The organism is Candidatus Bathyarchaeia archaeon (assembly GCA_038882715.1).
GTDB lineage: Archaea > Thermoproteota > Bathyarchaeia > Bathyarchaeales > DTEX01 > DTEX01.
The window spans coordinates 100,909-124,669 of the sequence record JAVZNR010000002.1; the positions used below are offsets into that span (position 1 = coordinate 100,909).

Below are 23,761 nucleotides of genomic sequence, written 5' to 3' on the forward strand. Positions count from 1 at the left end.
TTCGGCGAAACAAGATAAATAGTTTTATGTTGCTGAGCGCTCAGCTCGACCGAAAACTTAATATATTTTATGAAATAAGTTACACAAAAATGTAAAAAATTACACAAAAAGTGATGGATATGAAGATTACAAGCGTCCAAGCGTCGTTGACGGCGATATTTGCGGCTCTACAGGCGATTTTAACAATATTCCCGCTAGGCATAACTATTGGCGTTGCCGGCACGATAACTTTGGGCGCTGCGGGCGGCCCCCTAATAGGCATTTTGCTCGGCCCATACCTCGGAGGATCAGCCGCCCTAATAGGCTCTCTAGTAGGGTGCTTCATTAACCCTTCAGGCGCCATTTTTGGATTTTTAACCATTATACCGCCGTTTCTAGGTGCTGTGGGAGCCGGCTGCGTTAGGTTTAACAGAGGATATATTGCAGGCGCAATTATCCTCGCATCGCTTATGGTCTTTTACGCGCATCCTTATGGGCAGCAAGCCTATATTTACCCGTGGCTTCACGTAGTCGCCATGATAATAGCTTTCTCGCCACTAGCTGTTATGGCTAGCTCATCTTTCGCTTCTCTGAGTTTCTCTAGAACTTTATTTGGCGTAACCATGGCGTCTTTTGTGGGCGTTATGTCAGATCATATCGCTGGAAGCGCAATAGCCATATGGTACTTCAATCTACCCCCCGCGATATGGTATTCGGCGATGCCAGTTTATCCGATAGAGAGAATCATAGCGATGATAATAGCCGCAATCATAGCCGCCCCAATCTACCAGAGACTTAGGAAAGCTGGTCTCCTATATGGAGTAGCGCACCAACAGTCAAGTGATGAAAAATGAAATCTAGGGAGATAACTGAGTATATTAGGCAGAGAGCCGAGCTTGCAGCGGCTTTGGAGGTTAGCGGTTGGCCTAAGCCCGGCAACGTTCACAGGACTAAAGATCATGCCGACGCTAGGTTTGAACATTTTCTGGCTGGCGCAGTAGCTCTGGGCCCTTCTATCGCGGCTGCATCCTTAAGGGGGATTATGGCGGCTAGGGGTAAAATAAGCCTGTCAAAGGTTGGTGTGGGCCGGCTCATTAAGGTGGCTGTGCGTGACATGCTGTCTTCACATAATGGTGGAAACACTCATCTAGGCGTCTGCCTACTCTTCGTTCCTCTCTCAATTGCCGCTGCGAAAACCTATGTTGAGGAAAACGGTTTTTTGCTGGAGCCTTTAAGAAGAAATTTCGATGCCATTATGCGCTCAACAACCCCGATAGATGCGGTTAGAGTTTATGAGGCCATAGCCATAGCGAGCTCCCCGAATGAGCTGGGCAGCGTCAGCGGAGGGAAGGCTCCAGACATATATGAGACTAACTTCAAAAGGAGGATTTTAGGTTCGGGGATAACCCTCTTCGACGCCATGATGGAGGCCTCATCCTACGATACAGTTGCGAGAGATCTTGTAACAGGCTTAGATATCTCCTTCAATGTCGGTTTTAGAGAGCTGACCAAGACCTTTAACATCACTAGGGATATAAATATCGCTGTGGTTCACACTTTCCTGAAAATACTCTCAGAGTTTCCGGACACGTTCATAGCTAGGAAGATAGGCCTCAAGAGAGAACGCGATATCAGAAGGGCTGTTGAGCTGGGCATTAGGGAGACTGCGTGGATATCTGAAGCCGCGAAGAGAATCCTTGAGCTGGGCGGATTAATGACAGATGATGGTAGAGCCGCCTTATGGGAGCTGGATGAAAAGCTTCAGATGCTCGGCAAAAATTTCAGCCCCGGAACAACGGCGGACCTAACAGCCTCATCCATAATGGTTGCTCTCTTAGCCGGCCTGAAATTCTAGGATCAGCGGTGCTTAATCTTGGGTTTTAATCAACCTATCAGGGCTCGTGAGGGCGACTTCATAGAGACAGTTGAGGGCTTAATCTTTGATGTTAAGGGGCTTATTCACCCGCCGGATAGGACGATAGCTTACTTAAGGTATTTTGAGAGCCCTGAGGGTGAGAGGATCAGGGGCTCTAAAAGATACATGAAGGTTTATTCGCTAAGCGATAGGGACGCCGTCCTAAGGCAGAAGTATCCGCACTACATTTACTATGATGATGTTTTCGGCGAGTGGCTTGAGGGCGCACCCAACAGCCTCATTATAGAGCATTATCAGCCGATACAGAAGGCTTTAAGCCTAATTAGGGGGCGGGATCTAAGCGCCATTGAGGCGCAAGCAGTCAGGTTTATTCAGGAGATTCGTGATTACGCGGGCATTCCCATAGGTAATCTCGGCGTTTCAGGCTCAATCCTAGTAGGACTCTACGCCTCCAGCTCCGACATCGATGTCGTAGTTTATGGTAGGAGGGAGTCCGTAGCCACATATAATGGTTTAAAGGAGCTTTTAAGCGAGAAGAGGAGCGGTTTCTCACCCTACGACCTCAGCGACCTCAAGAAGCTATACGATTTCCGGTCTATGGATACTTGGATGCCATTCAACGAGTTTTGCAAGGTTGAGTTGAGGAAGGCTTTTCAAGGAAAATTCCTTGGCAGAGACTTTTTTGTCAGGTTTGTGCTCGATTGGTGCGAGGTCGATGAGAAATATGGCGATAGAGTTTATAGGAGCGTTGGTTACGCTAGAGTTAAAGCGCTAGTAGAGGACGACTCAAACGCGATATTCACGCCGTGCCTATACAGGATCTCTGAGGTTAAGCTGCTTGGGGGCGAATGTGATACGCGATTACTGAGGGAGATAGTTTCCTTTAGGGGGAGGTTCTGCGACCATGCCAGAAGAGGCGAACATGTTGTTGCGCAGGGCAAAGTTGAAAAGGTTGTTGAGAATGATGGAAGCGAGTATTACCGGATGGTTTTAGGCGCCAAACCTTCGGACTTCATGATTGTTGAGGGCATGCTATAGCAGCGGCTTCACATAGTCTTTCCCGCGGGCTTCCTGAGAACCTACAAGGACCCTATGGTACTCTTCGCCCCTCTTATTGTCGACGACATGCTCTAGTTTCCCATAGGCAACTATCTTCTCGCCTCTATTAGCTATGCCCGCATAGAGCCCCTCGTAGGAAGCAACCTCACATATATCGTCAACCCGCAGCCCCTCTAAGACCTTAACATCCTCAACAAGGTATTTTGCCGGCATGAAGTCGGATTCCGAATCATCAATAACTGTCGCTGTAATCTTAACCATACCTCTAGGCCTAAAAACCCTCTCGCCATACTTCTCTTTAACCTCACGCTCAAATTTAACTGGGTGCGTCGAGAACGCTGTTCCCCGGAATAATCCAATGTTCCATTTCCTATTCAGCAGCGTTTTAGCCTCCTCATATGTGAGCGGATAAAGCCTCAACTTATTTAGACACCACTCCTCGGCTTTGGCGCCACTGAACCTTTGCAGATCCGCCGCCCTATCGGAGTAGATCCGTGTGAGGGCTTCCTTCACGTGTCTAGAATTCTCCATCCCGTAAACTGTCAAGTCTATGTCTGAGAACGGCTGGTGTATGCCTAAGAGGATCGAGCCAGTCACACCGAAGTTCTCCAGCGGGACTCCGCTCTCATCGGATATTTTGAGGGCTAGGTCCAATGCTTTCCTCTCTAGGGGATCTAACTCCTTCCGCTTAGCTTCAGTCAGCCGCCTCATTTTTTCTTCGGGTTTAAAATGGTAGAGTATTTTCTCGACGGGGACAGCCGACATCTTTATGCCCATAGCATGCGAATAATATAGATATTCCGGATACTGCTCAAGGAACTTAAGGGTATCTATAAGATCAAGCATCGTGTAGCGTCGCATGATCCGACGGAACCTTACGTCGTTCCTACCCCAAAGACCATTCTCAGCTGGAACGTACTTAACGTAAGAGATTACTCTGTTAGGCGGATGGATTGATCCGACAACGCAGAATAAAAAGCGCTCAAGGGTCTGGACGAAATCCCTATCCCTAAACCCGCGCTCCAAGTACACTTTCACCCTTCAAGTACGCTGACAAATCAATAAGACATAGCGGCGACGTATTTAAAGCGATGCTCCCTGCCTAACCTTTTCAGAAAGAAGAAAATAAAAATAATATTATGGTTTTATGGTTTGGATGGCGCAATCCCCTCCGATTAGATATCTTAATAAGGCTTAGGTACAATTGTTTATTGGCTGGTGGTGAAGTTTTGGAGCGGCGTAGGTATGGTAAAACTAACGTTGAGCTCTCAGTTATTGGCTTCGGCGGGATCCTCGTCATGAATGAGAGCCAAGAGTCAGCTAACCGGATAGTTTCCGAAGCTATTGAGAGGGGAATAAACTATTTTGACGTGGCTCCAAGCTATGGTAATGCCGAGGAGCGTCTGGGACCCGCACTTAAGCCTTATCGCAGCTCGGTTTTCCTAGCATGCAAGACCGCTAAACGCGCCAAGAAGGAGGCTTGGGAGGAACTCCATCAGTCGCTTAAACGGCTGTGCACAGATCATTTAGACTTATATCAGCTGCACGGGGTCACAACGCTCGAAGAAGTTAAACAGATATTCGGTGAGGGGGGAGCGATTGAAGCCCTCGTGGAGGCTAGGGAGCAGGGAATAGTTAAATACTTGGGTTTCTCAGCCCATAGCGAGGAGGCTGCCCTAGCCCTCTTAGACCTATTCAACTTCGACAGCGTCTTATTCCCGATAAATTGGGTTTGCTGGCATCAAGGCGACTTCGGGCCTAGGGTTGTTAAGAAGGCTGCTGAGAAGAACACCGCGATCCTAGCGATAAAAACCCTTGCGAAAAGAAGATTAAGAGAGGGTGAAGAGAAGAAGTGGCCTAAATGCTGGTATGCCCCAGTTGAGAGCTTCCAAGAGGCTTTGATGGCTGTTAGATTCACGCTCTCTCTGCCGGTAACATCCGCTGTCACCCCAGGGCACATTGAACTGTTAAGATGGATGTGCGATGCGGCTGAAATGTTTAAGCCACTATCAAAAGATGAAGAGATGGAGATCGCTGAGAGAAGTAAAGGCTTAGAGCCAATATTTTCCAGCCAGCATCATTGATGTTTACTGTTAGGCACATAGCGGCATATTTCAGCATATTAATTAAGGTTAAATTTTCTTCTCCATACTCTGACATTCGGTGTCGTCTATGAGGCTTAATGAAGCCATTATGCTATCTAAGGACCTTAGGATTTTTGGGCGAACTTTTAGTGAGTGCGCTAAAGTTATGGGCGATACCACTCAGGTTGTTAAATCCGTTAAGCCCTTAATGGGTAATTATGGAAGCAGCGGTTTAGGCTCAAAGCTCATCGCGGCTGGCATGGCATGCATAGTTTTTCCAGAACCGGTTGTCTCGGACATTATTGGGTCAACATTGATCGCGGCGGGGATGCTAATTAAGAGCAGAAGGGGGCTAACAGCTATGGATGTGCTTAAAGAGACCAGAAAGATAATGAATGATCTAAGAAGAATCAGTGTAGAACTGTAACCGTTTTTAGCACATCTATATGGGGACGGCTTAGAAAACCAATATAAAAATAGCCTTTTTATGGTTTGTTTCCCCAATCTCCCCTACATTACTTGAGAAACCTGGAGAAGAAAAAGATGTCTTACTGTTGAACTTCAAGTTTTCTAAGAAACTTTTTAGCGTACTCGACGCATTTCCTTTTGAAATTCTCGTAGCTTTCTGAGAACTCATTCATCGTTTTTACGGTTGCGCCATAATTTCTCCATTCAGAGGGCTTTAAACCCCTGCAGCCATATTTTTCTGGAGCGGTTATACCTACCTTCTTTAGGAGGGCGATTTGCTCATCTGTCAACTCGAAGGCTTTGATGAACTCTTCAGCAATATGCTTCCATCCGGAGCACATTATTCTTAGGGGTATCTCCGGATCAACGCTCTCGAAAACCGACTCCCTATATTTAGAGATATTGAAGTCTCTGTCTAGGCTTCTAAGCAGAACACTCATTTGGTGATTAGGAAACTCCGTATGCGTCATGTGGGAGCTGGCGAGTAAAAGAAGAGTCTCCTCAGGCTTCCTTTTTGAAGCCGGCAGCGCATCTATCCCCTGAATAACCGCATCAGCTTGCTCTCCGCTGAGACCGAACTCTGATTGAATGTAATATAACCATTTACCTATGTTTTGTGGGCTGAAAAAGATCTCATAGACTCTCTTAGTTATAAGTATCCCGCTTAATCCGATCGCCTCCTCAATCTTAGCTAGGTACTCAGCAACCTTCTCTTTCGAGCCGTAGGGAACCCCATGCGAAGCGAGAAAAACTGTAAACGGCTCCTTACTAATTGGGCTAAGGAAGCGTCTACTGCAAAGCAATTTTATCTTTTCATCCATAGACTTCTTCTCCTTCACGTTATCCCAGACACCCATGGCTTCTGCGAGCTCCTTTAAGGCCCCCTCTTTATCCGAGCTCTTCTCAAGAGCGCTTCTCAAGAGCTCCTCGGCATGAACCTCCCTTAGGTGATCGTCATGTCTGCCAATCATGCTTGTCTCATAAACGGTCGTTAACCGTAAACCTTTTTTAACCGCTTCAGCCCGCCCCCTAATCTTCGCGAGGATCAACTCAACCTCTTGGGAGACCGTAAACGTCACAGTATTATTTGTGCCGATCCCTAAGCTCTCAAGCCTTCTCGTCAGCTCAATCGATGCGGGTGAGCTTCCGGCAACCTTAAAAACAATGTTTGGTCTACCGTGCTCGATGCTTGTTGAATATCCCCAGAGAAGATAATGATCGTATTTCTTGAGGAACTCTTCGGCGTCAGCATATATTTTCAAGGCTTCCCTGAAACTCTTCTCGTAATCATCCGCTATTGTGGGGTTAAGCTGCAAGCTAACCATGCCGTGACGCATGTTTGAGGCGATAGCTATGGGTCTGAAAACCGCGAGGTTTGGCCAAATACAGACCTCCGTGCCTTTCGCAGTGATTTCATCGCCGTAAAGATCAGGGTTTTCCCTTAACTGCTCCTTAAGACCCTCTACGGCGGTCTTGAAATCTGGACATAGATCCTCCCCCTTATAGCCTTCCCATAAAGTAGGGTCATCGTCGAAAGCCGCGGCTGCTAGAACGGGGTTTGTTGAAACCTGAACAAAACCTAAGTGTCTAAGCCACCTCAAACCTAAAGCATAGTCGTTGCCGAACTTGCATAAGCCTTCTTTACTTAGCCGATAATACACGTTGTTCCTGATGCTTTCTTTAGCGGATTTTAGGAAAGACTCCATTACATTATTTAAGTCAACCTTCTTCTCTAAGTCCTCGGCTATATGAGCAACCATGGCGCCGGGCGGACGATGAAAGCCGCTCATAACCTTCCTCATGTCTGAAAGAAATAGTTTGATTACGGCTTGGGCTACCTTGGCTTCGCCTAGATTCCTACGCTCTAAAGCCTCCATCTCTTTGGCAGCCTCAACTATGCTGGCGAAAGCCTTAGCTGCTTCAACATCGGAAAAACCGATGATTTCTTTCTCGAATCCAACAATGTTTAAAGCCGCTTGAATTAAAGCGTCATATATTCGTGCACATGTAAGGATTTTCCTTTCCTCTTTCAGCAAATCTAAATTCATGTTCCCGATGAAAACCCTATTGAACATGAAGCTAAATTTCCTGTTAACTCCAGCAACAACGTCTTCTAAGCTACCGATCATCTCCCTGTTCAACAGGTGGTCGGCAGCTAGCTTGGTGTAACCCCTTACCGCTAGACGAACAACATGATCCGCGTGGTCAAAGCTGAGCGCCGGAAAATCTAAAGGCTCCGGCTTAGAGCATAGGATTATTTTCTCTATACTCATTCCAGTATGCCACCAGCATCTACAAGACTAAGCATCATTAAAATTACCTGAAAACTCAAATAGTTTTAAAAGGTTTGCGTCTCGCGGTTAAGTCTATCTGAATGATATGGTTTCCACGTTCTTCGATCACTTTTATATCCCGCGATGCAAGACTTATTGAGGGTGATTTTACTGAGAAACCTGAAGAGTTTAAGGGGTATCGTTCCCTCCCTACATACGATCACTTCCCCAAACGGTGAGCTCTCTGAGGAAGATATTAGGTCTGAGGTTAGGTTTAATATTGAGTGCGGCGTGCATGGTCTCGCCGCGGGTTTAGGTGCCGGGGAATTCTATAAGTTTTCTGATGAGGAAAGGAAAAAGCTGTTTGAGATAGTTGTTGACGAGGCTAATGGAAAGGTTCCTGTTTTAATAGGAGCTTGGCACACTGGGACGGAGCCTGCTTTAATGCTAGCTAAATACGCTGAGGATATCGTGGCTGACGGCGTAATATTGGTGCCGCCATTCTTTAATAGGGTGGAGTCAAAACTCTGTCTTTACGAGCATTTCTCTAGAATAGCGGGGAGCATTAGCATCCCGGTGATGATACAGGATAATGAGGATGCTTTTGGAGTACACATATGCCCCTCCCTCTATAAGAGGCTGGTTGAGGAGAACCCTAACATCTATCTAGCCAAAATAGAGGGGGCCGGAACACTAGAGAAAATAAGGGTTCTGAAAGAAATGCTAGGGGATAGAATAGCGATTTTCGGCGGGTCGGCTGCAAGACTATTTTATGAAGAGATGGCCCTTGGAGCCAGTGGGAATATTCCAGACGCTTGTCTACCGGATCTGCTTGTAGATGTTTTCAACAAGTATGAAAGCGGCGACGCTGAGGGGTCAAAGAAAACCTACGAGAGGTTCAGGCGCTGGCTCAACTTCCTGCTTCTACACCCGCTTCAGGCAGCCGAGATAGAGAAAGAGACGCTTAGGTTAAGGGGCGTCATCAGGTGCTCCCATACGAGAGGGCCTAAAATCGGCTTAAGCGAGGAAGATAAGCAAGTTTTAAAAAGAATATTGGAAGAGATTTGTGTGATTTAGGAGTGTTGAGTAAATTGAAGCTGAGAAGCGAGAAGATGGGCTGGATTCTTAGGGGTTTAATTAGGGCTGGAGGATACAATTACGAGACTGGGAAACCCATAGTGGAGATCGTTAACACTTGGAGTGAATGGAATCCCGGCCACAATCATTTAAGAAAGGTTGCCGAAGCGGTTAAGCGTGGAGTTTTATCCGCTGGCGGCTTTCCGCTAGAATACAATACGCTTTCCCTATGCCCGGGTCAAAGCCTTCCAAACCGCAATCTGCTTGCCCTAGAGGTTGAATCGGTTATTTGCGGTGTAGGTGGAAAAGAAGATCCGGCACCATACGCTGAGCCAGCTGACGCTGTAGTATTTATTTGCAGCTGCGATAAGGATGTGCCAGCTCTTTTAATGGCTGCAGCCCGAATAAACCTGCCATCAATATTCGTTTTGGGCGGGGCTATGCTTCCAGGCAAATTTAAAGGTGAAGATGTTGTATGCTGCACCGATGCACAGCGATTAGAGCGCGACTTCAGGGCTGGAATAATCACGGAGGAAGAGTGGAGAGAATTTCAGAACAGTGTCTTCCCGTGCTCAGGGGCCTGTGGGCCCATGGGAACCGCAAACACGATGCAGTGTATGGCTGAGGCCCTCGGTATGGCGCTGCCCGGCTCAGCATGCTCTCCAGCCACGTTAGCTGAAACATATTGGAGAGCTGAGGAAAGCGGGCGGAAAATCATGGAGTTGCTTAAAGAGAATGTAAGGCCGCGGGACATAATGACTGAGAAATCTCTGGAAAACGCTATAAAGGTTCTCATGGCTATTGGGGGTTCAACCAACGCTATAATTCACCTCATAGCTATAGCACGCGAATTGGATCTGAATTTACCGTTAGAAAGATTTGACGAAATAAGTAAGAGGACACCGTTCCTAGTTGATGTGAAACCCAGCGGTCGTTACGCCGCCGTAGATTTTCATGCTGCTGGCGGGGTGCCAGCCTTAATGAAGCAGATGGAGCCTACGCTTAATCTTGACGTCTTAACTGTTACTGGTAGGACGCTTAGAGAGAATCTGGCGAACGTTCGCGTCAAGGACGCCAACATAATTAGACCGTTAAACCAGCCGCTTTTACCCGAGGGCGGCATAGCGATACTTAAAGGGAATCTGGCTCCTAGAGGGGCAGTTATCAAGCATTCCGCTTCAATAGATCGCAGGCTGCTCCAACATAGGGGGCCAGCCCTTGTCTTCAACTCTCCTGAGGAAGCTTACAGGTATTTGCTGAGAGAGGATATAGAGATTTCCGAGGATCATGTTTTAATTCTTAGGTATCAGGGGCCTAAGGCTGCATGCATGCCTGAAACCGGTGCATTGCCGATACCGACGGCTCTGGCTAAGAGAGGCGTTAAAGATATTGTGAGGATAACTGATGGAAGGATGAGCGGCACGCATTTTGGGACAATAGTTCTACATGTGTCGCCTGAAGCATATGTAGGCGGCCCATTAGCTGCCGTGGAGAATGGCGATATAGTGGAGCTTGATCTTACGCGAAGGCTACTAGAGGTTAAATTGACAGACAAGCAGATCAAGGAGAGGTTAGAGAGATGGGTTCCGCCTGAACCCAAATATAATTATAGGAGGGGGCCTCACGCCCTTTGGTTTAACTTCTGTACGCAGGCTGATGAGGGGTGCATTTATCCGTTCATGTAAATTTCTAGATTGTCGGATAGGCTTATAATAGTCAACGCCCATCTTTCTCTAATATATTATGTAATCTGTGTTTGGTGCCCTCAGCGGATAATTGCATAGGCTTAAAGGTGAAAAGGTGCCTTAAGACTAATGGCTTAGGTTTTGTAATAATATGGTGGGCGAGAAAATGCCGTGTAAAGATGATCGCTACATTATGGCTTTAGATGAGGGGACAACAAGCGCTAGAGCGCTCATATTTAGTCAGGAGCCTAGTGTTGTAGGTTTAGGCCAACATGTTTTCTCGCAAATTTATCCGCGCCCAGGATGGGTTGAACATAACCCTGATGAGATATGGATTGCTCAACTGGCAGCTATCAAAGATGCCCTTAAATCTGCGCATGTAGGGTTTGAAAAGATTGCGGTTATAGGGGTGACGAATCAGAGGGAGACCACTATACTCTGGGATAAAGCAACGGGTAAACCAGTATATAACGCCGTAGTTTGGCAGTGTAGGAGAACCGCTGAGATCGCCGATGAGCTTAAACGTGAATATGGGGACATGTTTAAGGATAAAACCGGTTTAATCCCAGACTCGTATTTCTCAGGACCAAAAATTAAATGGCTTCTGGAGAATGTTCCCGGCTTAAGGGAGAGAGCGCTCAGAGGCGAAATACTGTTCGGCACTGTCGATACCTTTCTAATTTGGAGGCTTACTGGCGGAAGAGTACATATTACAGATTATAGCAACGCTTCTAGAACCCTGCTCTTCAATATCCATAAACTGTGCTGGGATCAGGAGCTACTAGAGATTTTAGGTGTGCCTGAAAGCATGCTGCCTGAACCGAAGCCCTCAAGCCAAATTTACGGCTATACTGATCCAGAATTGTTTGGCGCCAGCATCCCGATAGCCGGCGACATAGGCGATCAGCAGGCAGCACTATTTGGGCAAGCGGCTTTTAGAGAAGGTATGGCTAAATGCACCTATGGGACAGGAAGCTTCCTGCTAATTAACATCGGCGGCGCCCCACGTGAATCCAGAAATCTCCTAACAACGGTGGCGTGGTGCATAAATGGGGAAGCGACATACGCTTTAGAGGGAAGCATCTTCATATCGGGCGCAGCCATACAGTGGCTTAAGGAGGCTCTGGGACTTATAAGCGACCTATCTGAGATAGAGGTTTTAGCATCATCAGTTGAAGGTAGCGAAGGCGTATTTTTCGTACCAGCCTTCGTCGGGCTTGGGGCTCCATACTGGGATCAGTATGCGAGAGGATTAATTATAGGGTTGACTAGAGGCACCGGTCGAGCGCACATAGCGAGGGCTGTGCTTGAATCAATAGCCTATCTAACGCGGGACGTCATTGAAGCTGCGAAAGACGCTGGCGTGGGGATCAGCGAGCTTAGAGTGGATGGCGGCGCCTCAAAAAATAACCTTTTAATGCAGTTTCAAGCGGATATCTTGGGTTTAAGAATTGTTAGGCCAAGGATCCTTGAGACCACAAGTCTGGGAGCGGCTTACATGGCTGGTTTAGCAGTAGATTATTGGGGCAGTTTATCGGAGATATCTTCTATGTGGAGGGCTGAAAAAAATCTTTGAGCCGGCGATAAGCGAGTGTGAAAGAGACAGATTGTATAGGGTTTGGAGAGAAGCCGTGAAGAAATCTTTAGGTTGGGCTAAGGTGCTTAAGGAAGCCGGTCTAGAGTAGGATAGGAGAAAGGCGCGTATGCGCGAAAAACCCATACGCGTAGCCGTAATTGGGGCTGGGGTCGTAGGTGCAAGCATATCAAGGGTTCTCTCCATGTTCGAGGACTTTGAGGTCATCCTAGTGGAGAAAGAGGCGGACGTGGGTTGGGGCGTCAGCAAGGCCAACACTGGTATAATTCACGCGGGCTACGATGATGAGCCGGAGCTGTATCCATTAAGGGCTAGGTTATGCGTTGAAGGAAATAGGATATGGCGTAAATGGGCTGAAGACCTCGATATACCGATTAAATGGTGCGGCTCCCTAGTTTTAGCCTTCGACGACGATGAAGCAAACATTCTTAAAGAACTCTTCCGCAGAGGCTTAAAGAATGGCGTTGAAGGCTTGGAGATAGTTGGCGCAGGGGAAGTTAAGGTTTTAGAGCCAAACGCTTCGGAAAACGTTACAGCAGCCCTCTGGGCTCCAACCGCCGGCCAGATATCTCCATGGGACGCTGTGATCGCCCTTGTGGAGAACAGCGTCGCAAACGGTGTAAAGCTGCATTTATCTACTGAGGTTAGAGGCGTGAGGGTTAAAGGTGGATGCGTTACTGGTTTGGAGACGAGTAGAGGTTTCCTAGAAGCCGACTGGGTTATTAATGCATCCGGCCTATATGCGGATAAAATAGCTGAGACGGCGGGTATAGGGGGTTATAGGATAAAGCCTAGAAGAGGCGAGTATTTCGTTTTTGATAGGGAGGCTGAGCCGAAGGTGACCAGAATCCTGTTTCCGACACCTACGCCGATATCCAAGGGGGTTGTCGTAACGACGACTGTTGAAGGAAACCTTATGATCGGGCCAAGCGCTGAGGATTTAGCCGAATACCAAAGGGATGAAAAGGGCAACACTCGCAGCGGCTTAGATTATGTTTGGAGCTCAGCCTCCAAGCTTGTGAAGAAGCTTCCGCCCAGAAGCATGATTATTAGATTCTTCGCTGGTTTAAGGCCTGAGCCGACTGGTGGAGACTTCATAGTGAGAAAGTATGATGAAGTCCACGGCTTCATAGATGCTGCGGGCATGCGTTCGCCGGGATTAACCTCGGCTCCGGCGGTAGCTTACATGGTTCTAGATCTGCTTAGATCTGACCTCGGCCGTGAGCTCAAGCGAAAGGAAGACTGGAACCCTTATAGGAAGCGTATATTAAGGTTTTTTGAGCTGACGCATAGCGAGAGGAGCGCGTTAATAAGTAGGGAGCCTAGGTATGGCCGAATAGTATGCGTTGACGAGATGGTGACTGAGATGGAGGTGGTTGAGGCAATCAGGAGGGGGGCGACAACAATAGATGGCGTTAAATTTAGAACTAGAGCCTGCATGGGCAAATGCCAAGGATCATCATGCATGTATAAGATCGCAGTGATACTGTCCAGAGAGTTGGGCATACCGCTCTGGAAGGTTTCAGTTAAAGGATCTGGGACAGAGATAGGCATAGGAGACGTTAAAGCATTATTTGAGGAGGAAGGGGAGTGCGAGAGAAGCAAAGAGACCTCGTAATAATAGGCGGCGGGCCAGCCGGGCTTGCAGCAGCGGTGAAAGCTTGGAACCTTGGCATTAAGAGCATATCTCTCATAGATGAGTCTGAAAGGCTAGGCGGCCTTCTACCGCAATGTATACATCCAGGCTTTGGGCTACATTATTTTAGGGAAGATTTAACTGGCCCAGAATTCGCGGCTAGGCTCATAGAGAGGCTTAGGGAAACAGGGGTTGAGGTTTTAAGTGGAGCACATGCCGCCCAGATTGAAGTTGAGCCCGGCGGCTTAAAAAAGGTTTATGGATACAGGTATGGGGAAGCCTTTAAAATTGGATCTAAGGCTATCATTTACGCCGCTGGCTGTAGAGAGAGAACCCGTTTCGAAGCCGGTATCCTAGGCGATAGGCCCTCAGGCGTCTATACGGCTGGCGAGGCGCAAACATTAATGGATATTTATGGTATTTTACCCGGCAAGGAGATAGTGATCGTTGGTTCAGGCGACGTTGGCTTAATAATGGCTAGAAGGTTCGCTCTAGAGGGCGCAAGGGTCAAAGGCGTTGTCGAGATGATGCCATATCCCGGAGGACTAATGCGCAACATTGTTCAATGCTTGGAAGATTTCGCAATACCGCTATACCTAAGCCACATAGTAGCCGAGATAAAGGGTTCAAGAAAGGTTGAGTCAGTTAAAATAGCAAAAGTTGATGATAAGCTTAGTCCGGTAGAAGGGTCTAGTTTTGAGATAAAATGTGACGCTGTTATACTGGCCGTCGGCCTTAAACCGAGAACTGAGATTCTTGCTAGAGCTGGCGCCCTCATAGATGACGCTACTGGAGGGCCAATAGTGAACGATTGGCTGGAAACCACTATACCAGGGGTTTTCGCCGCTGGCAACGTGCTTGTAGTTAACGATCTGGTTGACTATGCCGCTGAGCAGGGTGAGTGGGCCGCTGAGTCCGCTTTCAAATTTATAAGTGAGGGGGATCTTCCAAGATCCGGGGTTAAGCGTTTAATCCGGGGGCGCAACGTAAGGCTCATTGTTCCCCAATTAGTCAGCTGCCTCCGAGATGTTGTGTTCTATGGGAGGGTCAGCGTGCCGGAGGAGGATGTCGCAATCCGGTTTGAGGAGGTTGGAAAAGTCTTTAGGTTGCCGGCGGTTAGGCCGCCGGAAATGTTTAGGATTAAAATATCGGCTAGCGATCTCTCAATGTTAGGTGGCGAAAAACTAACTGTCAATATCGTGAGGGTGTGAGGTGTAATGGCGGGGCGCTCTAATGAAATTTCAAACTTCCGTAAGATCACTTGCATAATATGTCCGCTGGGATGCGCTCTTAGGGTGCTGCTGAAAGACGGTAAGGTGGTTTTGGTCGAGGGAAACAGATGCCAAAGAGGAGTAACATATGCTCATAGTGAAGTTAAACCTAAAAGGGCTCTTATAACTGTAGTTAAGGTTCATGGCGGCGTACTTCCAGTCGTATCAGTAAAGACATCTAAACCAATACCCAAAGACTTAATACCCGAAGCTATGAAAGCGATCTCTAAAATATCCGTTAAGGCGCCGATCAAAATAGGTGACGTAATAATTAAAGATCTCTTTAGTTTAGGGGTTGACATCATAGCAACAAGGGAAGTCGAAGCAGTTTAAGGACGGATTGAGTTCTAATGTTTTTGTATTACGCCGCCAACCAATAAATCCTTAAATACTGTGAAACTCTAATCGTAGGGTAATAATGCTTTAACGGAAAATTTGAGGGACCTTTAAACATGTTGAGAATTAATGTTGATAGGCTTGTTAAGATATCTGTTATAGGTGAGGTTTCAAGCCCTGTTTTCCGCCGATCCCCATACAGAATTTCGTCTGAAGGGAAACCAGTTGTGCTGCCGGGGGTTGGTGGAATAACATATAATGTTCGTGTTGGAGACCTAGCGGTGGGCTGGGCTGCGGATCACGTTGAGCCCGGTGTAAGTGTCAGAAATAAAGAAGGCGAGGATGCGAACATGGCTTTAAATGTTTTAGCATGCGTTGGCAATGAAGCCGTTGTGGTTTCAGGCGACGCTAAGGGCGCTAGAGGGGTTGTTATCGGAAAGCATGGGGGAATAGAGCATGTGCTCGTAGATTTTACACCTGAAACATTAGAGAAGCTGGTTATAGGAGATAAGGTTTTAATAAAGGCCTTCGGCGTCGGCTTAGAGATAATCGATTATCCTGAAATTAAAGTCATGAACATCGACCCATACTTTCTTGAAAAGATTGATCCTAAACCCCTAGACGACAGAATCGAGTTTCCGGTAACTCACATTATCCCAGCGTCAATCATGGGTTCTGGGCTAGGCGCCGATCAGACATATTCTGGAGATTACGACATACAGTTGTTTGATGAATCCATAGTTAAAGAGTATGGCTTAGAAGACTTGAGGCTAGGCGACCTAGTGGCGATTCAGGACGCTGACAGCTCTTATGGACGCGTATATTTGAAGGGAGCCATAACTGTTGGAATCGTAGTGCACTCTAACTGTGTGATTTCGGGACACGGGCCTGGAGTAACAACCCTATTAACTTCTAGGAGCGGGAAGATAGTTCCAAAAATCAGCCCAGACGCAAATATAGCGAGGATCTTAAATCTAAGGTGAGCCTACTTAACTTGTCTGTTTACGTTAAACTTTGGAGAACTTGGATTAGGGACGGGATTTTAACCGTTAGCCAGACGTAAATAGATGAAACAAGCATAACTACTGAGATTAAAATGAAAATGTAATCTTTCTTTCCCATCTTTAGCACGTATAGATTTGTGCGCTTCTTTGAGGCGCCCCAAGCCCTAGACTCCATGGCTTCTGCCAGCTCAAGGCTTCTCCGTATAGCGTTAACTATTAACGGAATTAGGATCGGAATATAGTTCCTTATTCTCCTCATGAAGTTTCCGCCCTCTAGATCCAGCCCACGCGCCCTTTGAGCATCCATTATCGTTTGAGCTTCTTCGGCTAAAACCGGCACGAAACGTATAGCTGTCGTAAAGGCGAAGCAGAACTCGTAGGGAACCCCCATCTGCTCCATAGATAAGCTGAGCATGTCCGGCGATGTTGTAAGGAAGAATATGGAGAATGACTCTACTAGAACTATGAATCTAACGCTCATGGCTAAGGCATACTCAACGACGATTCCTATTGATTGGTTGCCGCTGTAAAAGTAGAGTGAGACAACATTCATAACGAATATTAGTAGCGCGAAGAACGCCGAGCCTCTAAGAAGGCGAAACCACTCTCTTTTAACCCTAGCCAATATGACGAGCGGCACCTGCAGAAGCAATATCACTAAGAGCGGAATAAGCTGGCTGAAAAGTATCGCTATAATGAAGAGAACGCATACATATATGAATTTAGCTCTAGGATCTATTTTATGTATCGGGGAGAAGACGCTCCTATATCTTAAGCCGTCAAACATGCTCACAGATACATCACCCGGCTTAATCTCTCCAGGATTAAGCGCCTAGCTTCATAAACGCTTATGACTTTTCTCGGAAAACCGAGATCATTGAGCCTCATGAAGACTTGGGTTATTTCAGGAAATATCAGCGAAGCCGTGTTGATCGCCTCTAGATCGGTTAACACGTCTTTCGCATCACCTTCAGCGACTATTTTGCCATTAGCCATTAAAATAACCCTCGGCTCACATTCAGCTACGAATTCAATATCATGCGTCACCATTATCACGGTTTTACCCTGCTGATTCAATTGAAGTATAAATTGCCTAAGCTTCTCCTTTTGATAGCTATCTTGACCTATGGTTGGTTCATCCAGCACCAGAATATCGGGGTCCCATGCGAGAACCGACGCCAAAGCAACCCTCTTCTTCTCCCCGCCGCTAAGCATGAAGGGAGAAACCTTCCTATATTGGGCTAGGTCTAAAAGGTTAAGCGCCCAATCAACTCTCTCCCTAATAACCTTCTCATCAAACCCGAAGTTTCTAAGCGCAAAAGAAATCTCATCCTCAACGGTCTCGCTGAAAAGCTGGTGATCCGGGTTCTGGAATACGAAACCAACTTTCCTTGAAAGGGCCGCCACGGTTGTATGCTTTGTGTCAACCCCGTCAACTAGAACTCTACCCTTCGTCGGCTTAAGTAAACCGTTAAAATGTTTAACTAAAGTCGTCTTGCCAGCCCCATTCTGACCCATTATTGCAACAAACTCGCCATCATCAATCTTCAGTGAAATCCCCTTCAAGACCTCAACGCCGTTAGGGTAAGTGAAGTAGACATCCTCAACTTCTATCGTGTGAGAGCACCTCCACTATAGATCTATATGTTTCCTCAGGGCTTATGGGGATTCTGCCTAAATCTACACCTGATTCCTTCAGTAGAAGATATAGTTTAACGACCTTTGGCACCCCGATACCTATTAGCCTAACCCTCTCATCTAAGAAGACTCTTCTAGGCTCATCATCCATAACTATTTCCCCATTATTCATGATGATTACGCGGTCAGCGAATCTTGCAGCTAAATCTAATCTATGCTCAACGAGAATAACCGTTATACTAAGATCTCTATTCAACTGGTGGATAACCTCCAGAATATTTTTGGCGCTTAACGGATCGAGAAAAGAAGTCGGCTCATCAAGAACTATTACCTCAGGCTGCATAGCAAGTACAGATGCTATTGCAACGCGCTGCTGCTGGCCGCCTGAAAGCTCGAAAGGGGGCCTATCCTTTAAATCATATATGCCAGTAATCTTTAGCGCCCAATCAACCCTTCTGCGTATTTCATCCCTAGGATAACCCAGATTCTCTAGCCCGAACGCCACATCCTTCTCAACATTTAGGGCGAAGAGCTGATTTTCCGGGTTCTGGAACACTAGCCCAACATGCTGCGCCAGCTCGTAGATTGGGTGCTCGACGGTTCTTAGCCCGGCAACAATTAATTCTCCTTCAAGTTTGCCGCCATAGAAGTGCGGTATAAGCCCGTTAAAGCATCTGCATAAGGTTGTTTTACCGCAGCCGCTTGGGCCGGTCAAGAGGATAAACTCTCCTTGCTCTATCCTAAGATTTATGTTTTTGAAGGCTGGCCTATCAGCCGATGGATAAGTGTACATTAGGTTTTTAGCTTCGACTATTGTCAAAGTCTAGTTGCACCTTAACTACTTTCAGCAGGAGTTATACTTAAAAATAGCGCGGCAATTAAACTAAATGTTTGAATAATTAGAATTATTTATATGGGATGTTAAACAAAAGATTTTTAGCCCATGCAAATCAAAGAGAGATGGTCGTCCTCCTTGAAAATAAAATGGGAAAATGGTGTGGTAATAGAGTACAATAAAACGAAGATAATTTTTGACCCGCAAACTAGGAGACTAAATTGTTACGCTGCTTTTATAACGCATGCCCATGTGGATCATTCTCACGCCTTCAAAGTTAAACATATATCTAAATTCTCTTCCGAAGAAACAATGCATCTTGCGACGATAGATGGCACTAAAACAAGCAATTGGCGACCTTTACCCCTAAATGAAAAAATTATGTTGGACGCCATTGAGATAACACCGCATTCCTCAGGCCACGTTTTAGGCTCATATGAATTTGAGGTAGCTACGCCTGATGGCACCGTCCTGTTTACAGGAGACATGAACACAAGAGAATCTAGAATTATTAAGCCAGCTGAACCAGTGAACTGCGATGTGCTAATTATTGAGTCAACGTTCGGCTCCCCAGACTTCATCTTCCCACCGGACGATATTCTCGCTAAAAGCATGGTGGAATGGGCGGGCAGGATGCTGAAAGAAGGCAGGATCCCAGTTTTCCGGGCGGATTCGCTTGGAAATGCGCAGGAGGTAATAAAAATATTTAATGAGAACACGGATCTGCCTGTTATCTCACATTGTAAGGTCACAAAGATCAATAAGATATATGAGACTTATGGTTGCAGAATGGAATATATTGATATGGAGTCAAAGGATGCAGGCGACTTAATCTCAAACCGAAATGCCGTGATTGTTGCGCCTAAACATTTCGATTTATCCTATAGCCTAGAATATGTTTCAGCCTTGGTCTCCGGATGGGCGTTGAAATTCAGGCGCAATTCCTTTCCCCTAAGTGATCACGCAGACTTCCCAAATCTAATAAAGTTTGTTGGTGATTGCAGCCCTAAGTTAGTCTTAACATATCATGGGGGAAGATTCAATAGCATCTTAGCGAAACACATTGAGAAGAAACTTAAGATAAGGGCTTACCCAATTGACTTGATCACGACAAATTTCTGCCAGCAGTAACTTAAATAATAGGAAGCTCGAACAGCACGTGAAAGAAGACATGTCTCAGCCATGGGTAGCTAACGCTTATTTCTCTCCTTTCCTCTAAGAATATGGAGATAGAGAACCTTGAATAGAGTTAAAAGATTCTGGAAAAACTTGGTGAGAAATCCGTACTTTCTGGGATTTGTAAGTCTTTTATGGCTTCTTTTCAGGTCTGGGACTAAACCTTCACGGATTATTTATCCATGTCAGAGGGCGTCTGCAACCATAAGCTTTTATCTTTTAATATATCCGCTCTTCGCTTCAATACTTATCTTTCTCAAGAAATTTCTAAGAATATCATCTTACGCCAAAAGGGTTTCCGGCAGAAAGATTTTATCCGTTTCTCTAATATCCCTATCAGCAATAGTCACCGTCTTAGCAGTTTACGCCAACATAATTATTAATCCCGAAACAGTGTTAAGTGGGAGGGCAACATTAATTGAGAAAAAGACCACTGTTTCATTAATACGTGTTAATGGGCGGCCCCTTGAAGAAGCGCTGAAGGAAGCCATTGATCTCGTAGGTGGAATAGACCATTATATACCGCCTCAATCAAAAGTTCTCATCAAACCAAACATAGTTAGAAAACAGGAGCCGCCGGACACCACTGATCCAGCCATAGTTGAAGCGTTGATTAATATTATAAGAAGCAGAAATCCATCTGTAATTTGGGTAGCTGATGGAAGCGGTGAAGGTAACACCCTTGAAAACTTTAAGGCTTTAGGCTATCTGCCAGTCGCCGAGAGAACAGGGGCTATTCTCGTCGACTTAAACCATGGCGACATGGTTAATGTTCCGGCAGGGGGCATTGTCTTCAATAGTTTCCAATTTAACCGCATAGTTGTGGAGGCCGACGTCTTTATATCTCTAGCATGTATGAAAACCCACTCTCAGGCCGTAGTAACATTAACGATGAAAAATCTCATAGGAATAGCTCCCGGCTCGTTGTATGGATACCCGCCTAGCCCAACAAAAGTGATTCTACATGAGAAGGCGGAAGTGAAGGGCGATCGATACATGGCGGGCGTGATAGTTGATCTATGTAAGGCTAGAAAAATCGATTTAGCGATAATCGATGGCAGAATCGCCATGGAGGGGGAAGGGCCGCATGAAGGTGACCCGGTGAAACTCGACCTGTTAATAGTTGGAGCGGATCCGGTTGCAACCGACGCTGTGGCTTCAGCGATAATGGGCTTTGATCCAGAGAAGGTGCCGACCTTGTATCTTGCCAATCAAATTGGGCTTGGAACAAACAATTTACATGAAATTGAGATTAAAGGTGAGAGGATTGAGGATGTTTTCTATCCATTTAGACCAGCTCCTGGACATGAGGGTTTTCAGATACTTTCAAGTACTGAACGTGAACTCTATAGATGGAGAATGAACCTGATTTGCATTAGCGCTTCTCTTTGGATCATAACGCTGTTAGCTGCGGGATGGAGGCGGGGCGTCGCCTCCACAAACGATAAAATTCGTCTGAACATGAATATATAATTCAAAGATGTTAAGGTTGCAGGAGGCGGCTAACGAATTGCCGTAATATGGAAAGATTTATTAAATGTCTGGCTAGATTGATTGTGGGTGTTTAAAATGATTAGGCCCGTAGCATTTAGGAATAAGGGTCAACAGATAATAGGGGTTCTCCATAAGCCCGACAATATTAAGCCTCATGAGAAGGTTCCGGGAATAGTTATGTTTCATGGCTTTACTGGCAATAGAAGCGAGGCCCATAGGCTCTTTGTCCAAATAGCTAGAGGGCTATCCAGCTGCGGTTTCGCTGTTCTACGTTTTGATTTCAGGGGTTCAGGGGACAGTGATGGAGACTTTGAAGATATGACACTGCCAGAGGAAGTAAGCGATGCTGAGAGAGCCGTAACATTCTTACTTAGGCAGAGGAATGTTGACAGGGAAAGGATTGGTGTCATAGGCTTAAGTATGGGTGGTAGGGTTGCGGCAATCCTCGCTTCAAAAGACAAGAGGATTAAGTTCGCAGTTTTATATTCGCCGGCTCTAAGCCCATTAAAGGAAAGGTTCCTTTCATTAATGAGTAAAGAGGCTTTAGGGAGGCTTGAGTCTGGTGAGCCAATAGAGGTCTCCAGCGGATGGTACCTGAAAAAAGCATTTTTCGAGACCATTGACTACATAGTCCCCCTAGACATAATGGGCAAAATTAGGGTTCCAGTCTTGATAATACATGGCGATCGAGACGAGGTTATACCAGTGGAGGAATCCGTGAAAGCCTATGAGCGGGTCAAGGGCTTAAATGAGAAGAATGAGCTTTACATAGTTAAAGGTGGAGATCACACATTCTCTAAGAGGGAGCATACTTTAGAGGTTCTAAAGAAGACAATTGAATGGTTAAACTCATTAAATTTAATTCATTAAATTTAATTTAATGTAGCTCCAAAAACATTCTCCAATCTATTGATATGGACTGTTTTTAAGCTTTTCCCTAAGAATCTTAGCTGTATACTTGAAGGCTTTCTCTAGATCCCCAGCCCCATTAACACCCGCAGAAGTCGAATGCCCTCCACCCATCCCGTGAAGGTATTCGCCCAATATTTTCGCGAGATCTCTACCCAAATGTATCCCAGTCTTATTGTAGAATTCGCTGCTGGATCTTAAGCTGATAGATATTTTATCTTTGTCTTGAGAGCCGACTATCGCTAAGCTTGCTCCAACATCTACAAGCGCTCTTGCGGCCGATGCTTGAAAGGAGCCGACATGCGAGAAGGCTATAACCCAGCCATATATCCGCATGAGCCTCATTCTTCTACAGGCTTTAAGCCGAGCTATACGCTCAGAAACATCCATCGGCACTAATAGGAGCTGCAATATTTCTTGGGCGTCGACGCCGAGATCTATGAGCTCAGATATCACCTTAAATGTTGAGGAGGAAGCCAAGGTAAAATGCCTTGTATCGAAGGCGATCCCTAAAAATAGGGCTTCAGCAACGTCCCTTGAAGGCTTAACATTGGCCTCCTTAAAAAAATCATGGATTATTTCACAGGTAGATGAGAGATCCTCTCGGCATACGCATAGAGACGTAATTTTCACAGTCTCTGGGTGAGGGGTATGGTGGTCAATAACGATTTTTGGGGAAGCGGACTCGCATACGTTTTTCCTCCACTCGCCCAGCTGCTGCACAGTGCTTGTGTCCAACATGAATATTATGTCGGCCTTACTGAAATTCGGTTTCTCATTCTCCACCCTCATTGAGAAACGCTCCAAAATACTCTTGGATACTTTGCTAACGCTTTCAGGCGACGCAACCTCAACCTCAATTTCAGGCTTAAAATATTTCAACAGTTTGATAAGGGCATAGGATGAGCATATGGCATCAGGGTCCGCGTTCTGATGGCATAAAATTAACGCTGACTTAACCCCCCTCTTCTCCACAATGTCAATTATTTTCTGAAAGGAGCAACCCATTTTTTCAACCTTAAACTCTTGATACCCAATGAGACTAGGATTGAATCTCTTCCAGATATTTTTCAACGGCTTCAAAAGCGGCCTTTATAGATTCTTTAGCAATTTCATCAGCATTTATATTCTTGCAAAGCGGCGAAAGCGTTAACTCAACTTCTATATCGATATTCAGAGAATCCAAGCTTTCCAAGTCAACCGATATGGAGGCATCCGATATGTACTCTTTAGGAACCTTAGACGTGATATATTTTCTCGCAGCCCTCTCAGCTATTTCGCATATTTTCTCTAGATCCTCATACGACAATGAGCTTACTGGACGTTTACTCAAAGCATACGGCACCTAAGCGTAGCCTCTGTCCATC

Annotated in this window: 21 protein-coding genes and 1 pseudogene; 15 read left to right on the top strand and 7 right to left on the bottom strand. The window is 46.1% G+C overall.

Going from position 1 to position 23,761, the window contains the following annotated elements; genetic code table 11:
- The first annotated feature begins 119 nt into the window (after positions 1 to 119).
- From QXR61_02075 to QXR61_02085, 3 genes are read left to right on the top strand one after another with little or no spacing between them, the layout of a single operon-like run.
- The gene (locus QXR61_02075; GenBank protein MEM3756738.1) at positions 120 to 833 is read left to right on the top strand and encodes a hypothetical protein; all 714 of its coding nucleotides are present in this window, start codon (positions 120 to 122) and stop codon (positions 831 to 833) included.
- Positions 830 to 1,834, top strand: a complete 1,005-nt coding sequence (locus QXR61_02080) for a triphosphoribosyl-dephospho-CoA synthase (protein ID MEM3756739.1) — start codon at positions 830 to 832, stop codon at positions 1,832 to 1,834. The genes QXR61_02075 and QXR61_02080 overlap by 4 nt, the downstream gene beginning before the upstream one ends.
- 18 nt (positions 1,835 to 1,852) lie before the next feature.
- Positions 1,853 to 2,893 (top strand): nucleotidyltransferase domain-containing protein, encoded by a 1,041-nt coding sequence (locus QXR61_02085; protein ID MEM3756740.1) that lies wholly within the window; start codon positions 1,853 to 1,855, stop codon positions 2,891 to 2,893.
- Here the strand turns inward: QXR61_02085 and QXR61_02090 are convergent.
- On the bottom strand, positions 2,888 to 3,940 hold the full coding sequence (locus QXR61_02090; GenBank protein MEM3756741.1) for a hypothetical protein: 1,053 nt from the start codon (positions 3,938 to 3,940) through the stop codon (positions 2,888 to 2,890). The genes QXR61_02085 and QXR61_02090 overlap by 6 nt on opposite strands.
- A 203-nt stretch (positions 3,941 to 4,143) precedes the next feature.
- Here QXR61_02090 and QXR61_02095 point away from each other — a divergent pair, with 203 nt between their 5' ends.
- Positions 4,144 to 4,998, top strand: a complete 855-nt coding sequence (locus QXR61_02095; GenBank protein ID MEM3756742.1) for an aldo/keto reductase — start codon at positions 4,144 to 4,146, stop codon at positions 4,996 to 4,998.
- Positions 4,999 to 5,086: 88 nt separating this feature from the next.
- Complete coding sequence (locus tag QXR61_02100) at positions 5,087 to 5,425, top strand: hypothetical protein (GenBank protein ID MEM3756743.1); 339 nt, start codon at positions 5,087 to 5,089, stop codon at positions 5,423 to 5,425.
- Positions 5,426 to 5,546: 121 nt separating this feature from the next.
- Here the strand turns inward: QXR61_02100 and QXR61_02105 are convergent, their stop codons facing one another.
- Positions 5,547 to 7,739, bottom strand: a complete 2,193-nt coding sequence (locus QXR61_02105) for a transaldolase family protein (GenBank protein MEM3756744.1) — start codon at positions 7,737 to 7,739, stop codon at positions 5,547 to 5,549.
- Between the two features lie 162 nt (positions 7,740 to 7,901).
- Here QXR61_02105 and QXR61_02110 point away from each other — a divergent pair, with 162 nt between their 5' ends.
- From QXR61_02110 to QXR61_02140, 7 genes and pseudogenes are all read left to right on the top strand, one after another.
- Positions 7,902 to 8,816 carry a dihydrodipicolinate synthase family protein gene (locus QXR61_02110; protein ID MEM3756745.1) on the top strand — a complete coding sequence of 305 codons (915 nt, stop codon included), beginning with the start codon at positions 7,902 to 7,904 and terminating at the stop codon, positions 8,814 to 8,816.
- A gap of 5 nt (positions 8,817 to 8,821) precedes the next feature.
- Positions 8,822 to 10,501: a dihydroxy-acid dehydratase gene (gene ilvD / locus QXR61_02115; protein MEM3756746.1), complete on the top strand. Its 1,680-nt coding sequence runs from the start codon at positions 8,822 to 8,824 to the stop codon at positions 10,499 to 10,501.
- A gap of 166 nt (positions 10,502 to 10,667) precedes the next feature.
- Positions 10,668 to 12,186: pseudogene (gene glpK, locus QXR61_02120) on the top strand (glycerol kinase GlpK).
- Positions 12,187 to 12,204: 18 nt separating this feature from the next.
- Positions 12,205 to 13,713, top strand: coding sequence for an NAD(P)/FAD-dependent oxidoreductase (locus tag QXR61_02125; protein ID MEM3756747.1), 1,509 nt, complete (start codon positions 12,205 to 12,207; stop codon positions 13,711 to 13,713).
- On the top strand, positions 13,686 to 14,942 hold the full coding sequence (locus QXR61_02130) for an FAD-dependent oxidoreductase (protein MEM3756748.1): 1,257 nt from the start codon (positions 13,686 to 13,688) through the stop codon (positions 14,940 to 14,942). The genes QXR61_02125 and QXR61_02130 overlap by 28 nt, the downstream gene beginning before the upstream one ends.
- A gap of 84 nt (positions 14,943 to 15,026) precedes the next feature.
- On the top strand, positions 15,027 to 15,335 hold the full coding sequence (locus tag QXR61_02135) for a DUF1667 domain-containing protein (protein MEM3756749.1): 309 nt from the start codon (positions 15,027 to 15,029) through the stop codon (positions 15,333 to 15,335).
- A gap of 119 nt (positions 15,336 to 15,454) precedes the next feature.
- A complete protein-coding gene (locus QXR61_02140; GenBank protein MEM3756750.1) occupies positions 15,455 to 16,321 on the top strand; it encodes a DUF4438 domain-containing protein in 867 nt (288 codons plus the stop codon).
- A gap of 19 nt (positions 16,322 to 16,340) precedes the next feature.
- Here QXR61_02140 and QXR61_02145 read toward each other — a convergent pair whose 3' ends face one another.
- Genes QXR61_02145 through QXR61_02155 form a run of 3 tightly spaced genes read right to left on the bottom strand, consistent with a single transcriptional unit; the run spans position 16,341 to position 18,800 of the window.
- The gene (locus tag QXR61_02145; GenBank protein ID MEM3756751.1) at positions 16,341 to 17,129 is read right to left on the bottom strand and encodes an energy-coupling factor transporter transmembrane component T; all 789 of its coding nucleotides are present in this window, start codon (positions 17,127 to 17,129) and stop codon (positions 16,341 to 16,343) included.
- A gap of 2 nt (positions 17,130 to 17,131) precedes the next feature.
- Positions 17,132 to 17,956: an ABC transporter ATP-binding protein gene (locus QXR61_02150; protein ID MEM3756752.1), complete on the bottom strand. Its 825-nt coding sequence runs from the start codon at positions 17,954 to 17,956 to the stop codon at positions 17,132 to 17,134.
- Entirely contained in the window at positions 17,946 to 18,800 is an 855-nt protein-coding gene (locus QXR61_02155) for an ATP-binding cassette domain-containing protein (GenBank protein MEM3756753.1), read from the bottom strand. The genes QXR61_02150 and QXR61_02155 overlap by 11 nt, the downstream gene beginning before the upstream one ends.
- A gap of 153 nt (positions 18,801 to 18,953) precedes the next feature.
- Between QXR61_02155 and QXR61_02160 the strand changes: the two genes are divergently transcribed.
- The 3 genes from QXR61_02160 (at position 18,954) to QXR61_02170 (ending at position 22,355) form a co-directional block, all read left to right on the top strand.
- Entirely contained in the window at positions 18,954 to 19,946 is a 993-nt protein-coding gene (locus QXR61_02160; protein MEM3756754.1) for an MBL fold metallo-hydrolase, read from the top strand.
- Between the two features lie 108 nt (positions 19,947 to 20,054).
- Positions 20,055 to 21,464 (top strand): DUF362 domain-containing protein, encoded by a 1,410-nt coding sequence (locus QXR61_02165; protein ID MEM3756755.1) that lies wholly within the window; start codon positions 20,055 to 20,057, stop codon positions 21,462 to 21,464.
- 96 nt (positions 21,465 to 21,560) lie between these two features.
- Complete coding sequence (locus tag QXR61_02170) at positions 21,561 to 22,355, top strand: alpha/beta fold hydrolase (GenBank protein MEM3756756.1); 795 nt, start codon at positions 21,561 to 21,563, stop codon at positions 22,353 to 22,355.
- A 36-nt stretch (positions 22,356 to 22,391) separates the two neighbouring features.
- On the opposite strand, the gene QXR61_02175 is transcribed toward QXR61_02170, so the two are convergent.
- Entirely contained in the window at positions 22,392 to 23,402 is a 1,011-nt protein-coding gene (locus QXR61_02175; protein ID MEM3756757.1) for a DHH family phosphoesterase, read from the bottom strand.
- A gap of 34 nt (positions 23,403 to 23,436) precedes the next feature.
- Positions 23,437 to 23,727 carry a DUF3194 domain-containing protein gene (locus QXR61_02180; GenBank protein MEM3756758.1) on the bottom strand — a complete coding sequence of 97 codons (291 nt, stop codon included), beginning with the start codon at positions 23,725 to 23,727 and terminating at the stop codon, positions 23,437 to 23,439.
- Positions 23,728 to 23,761 lie beyond the last annotated feature (34 nt).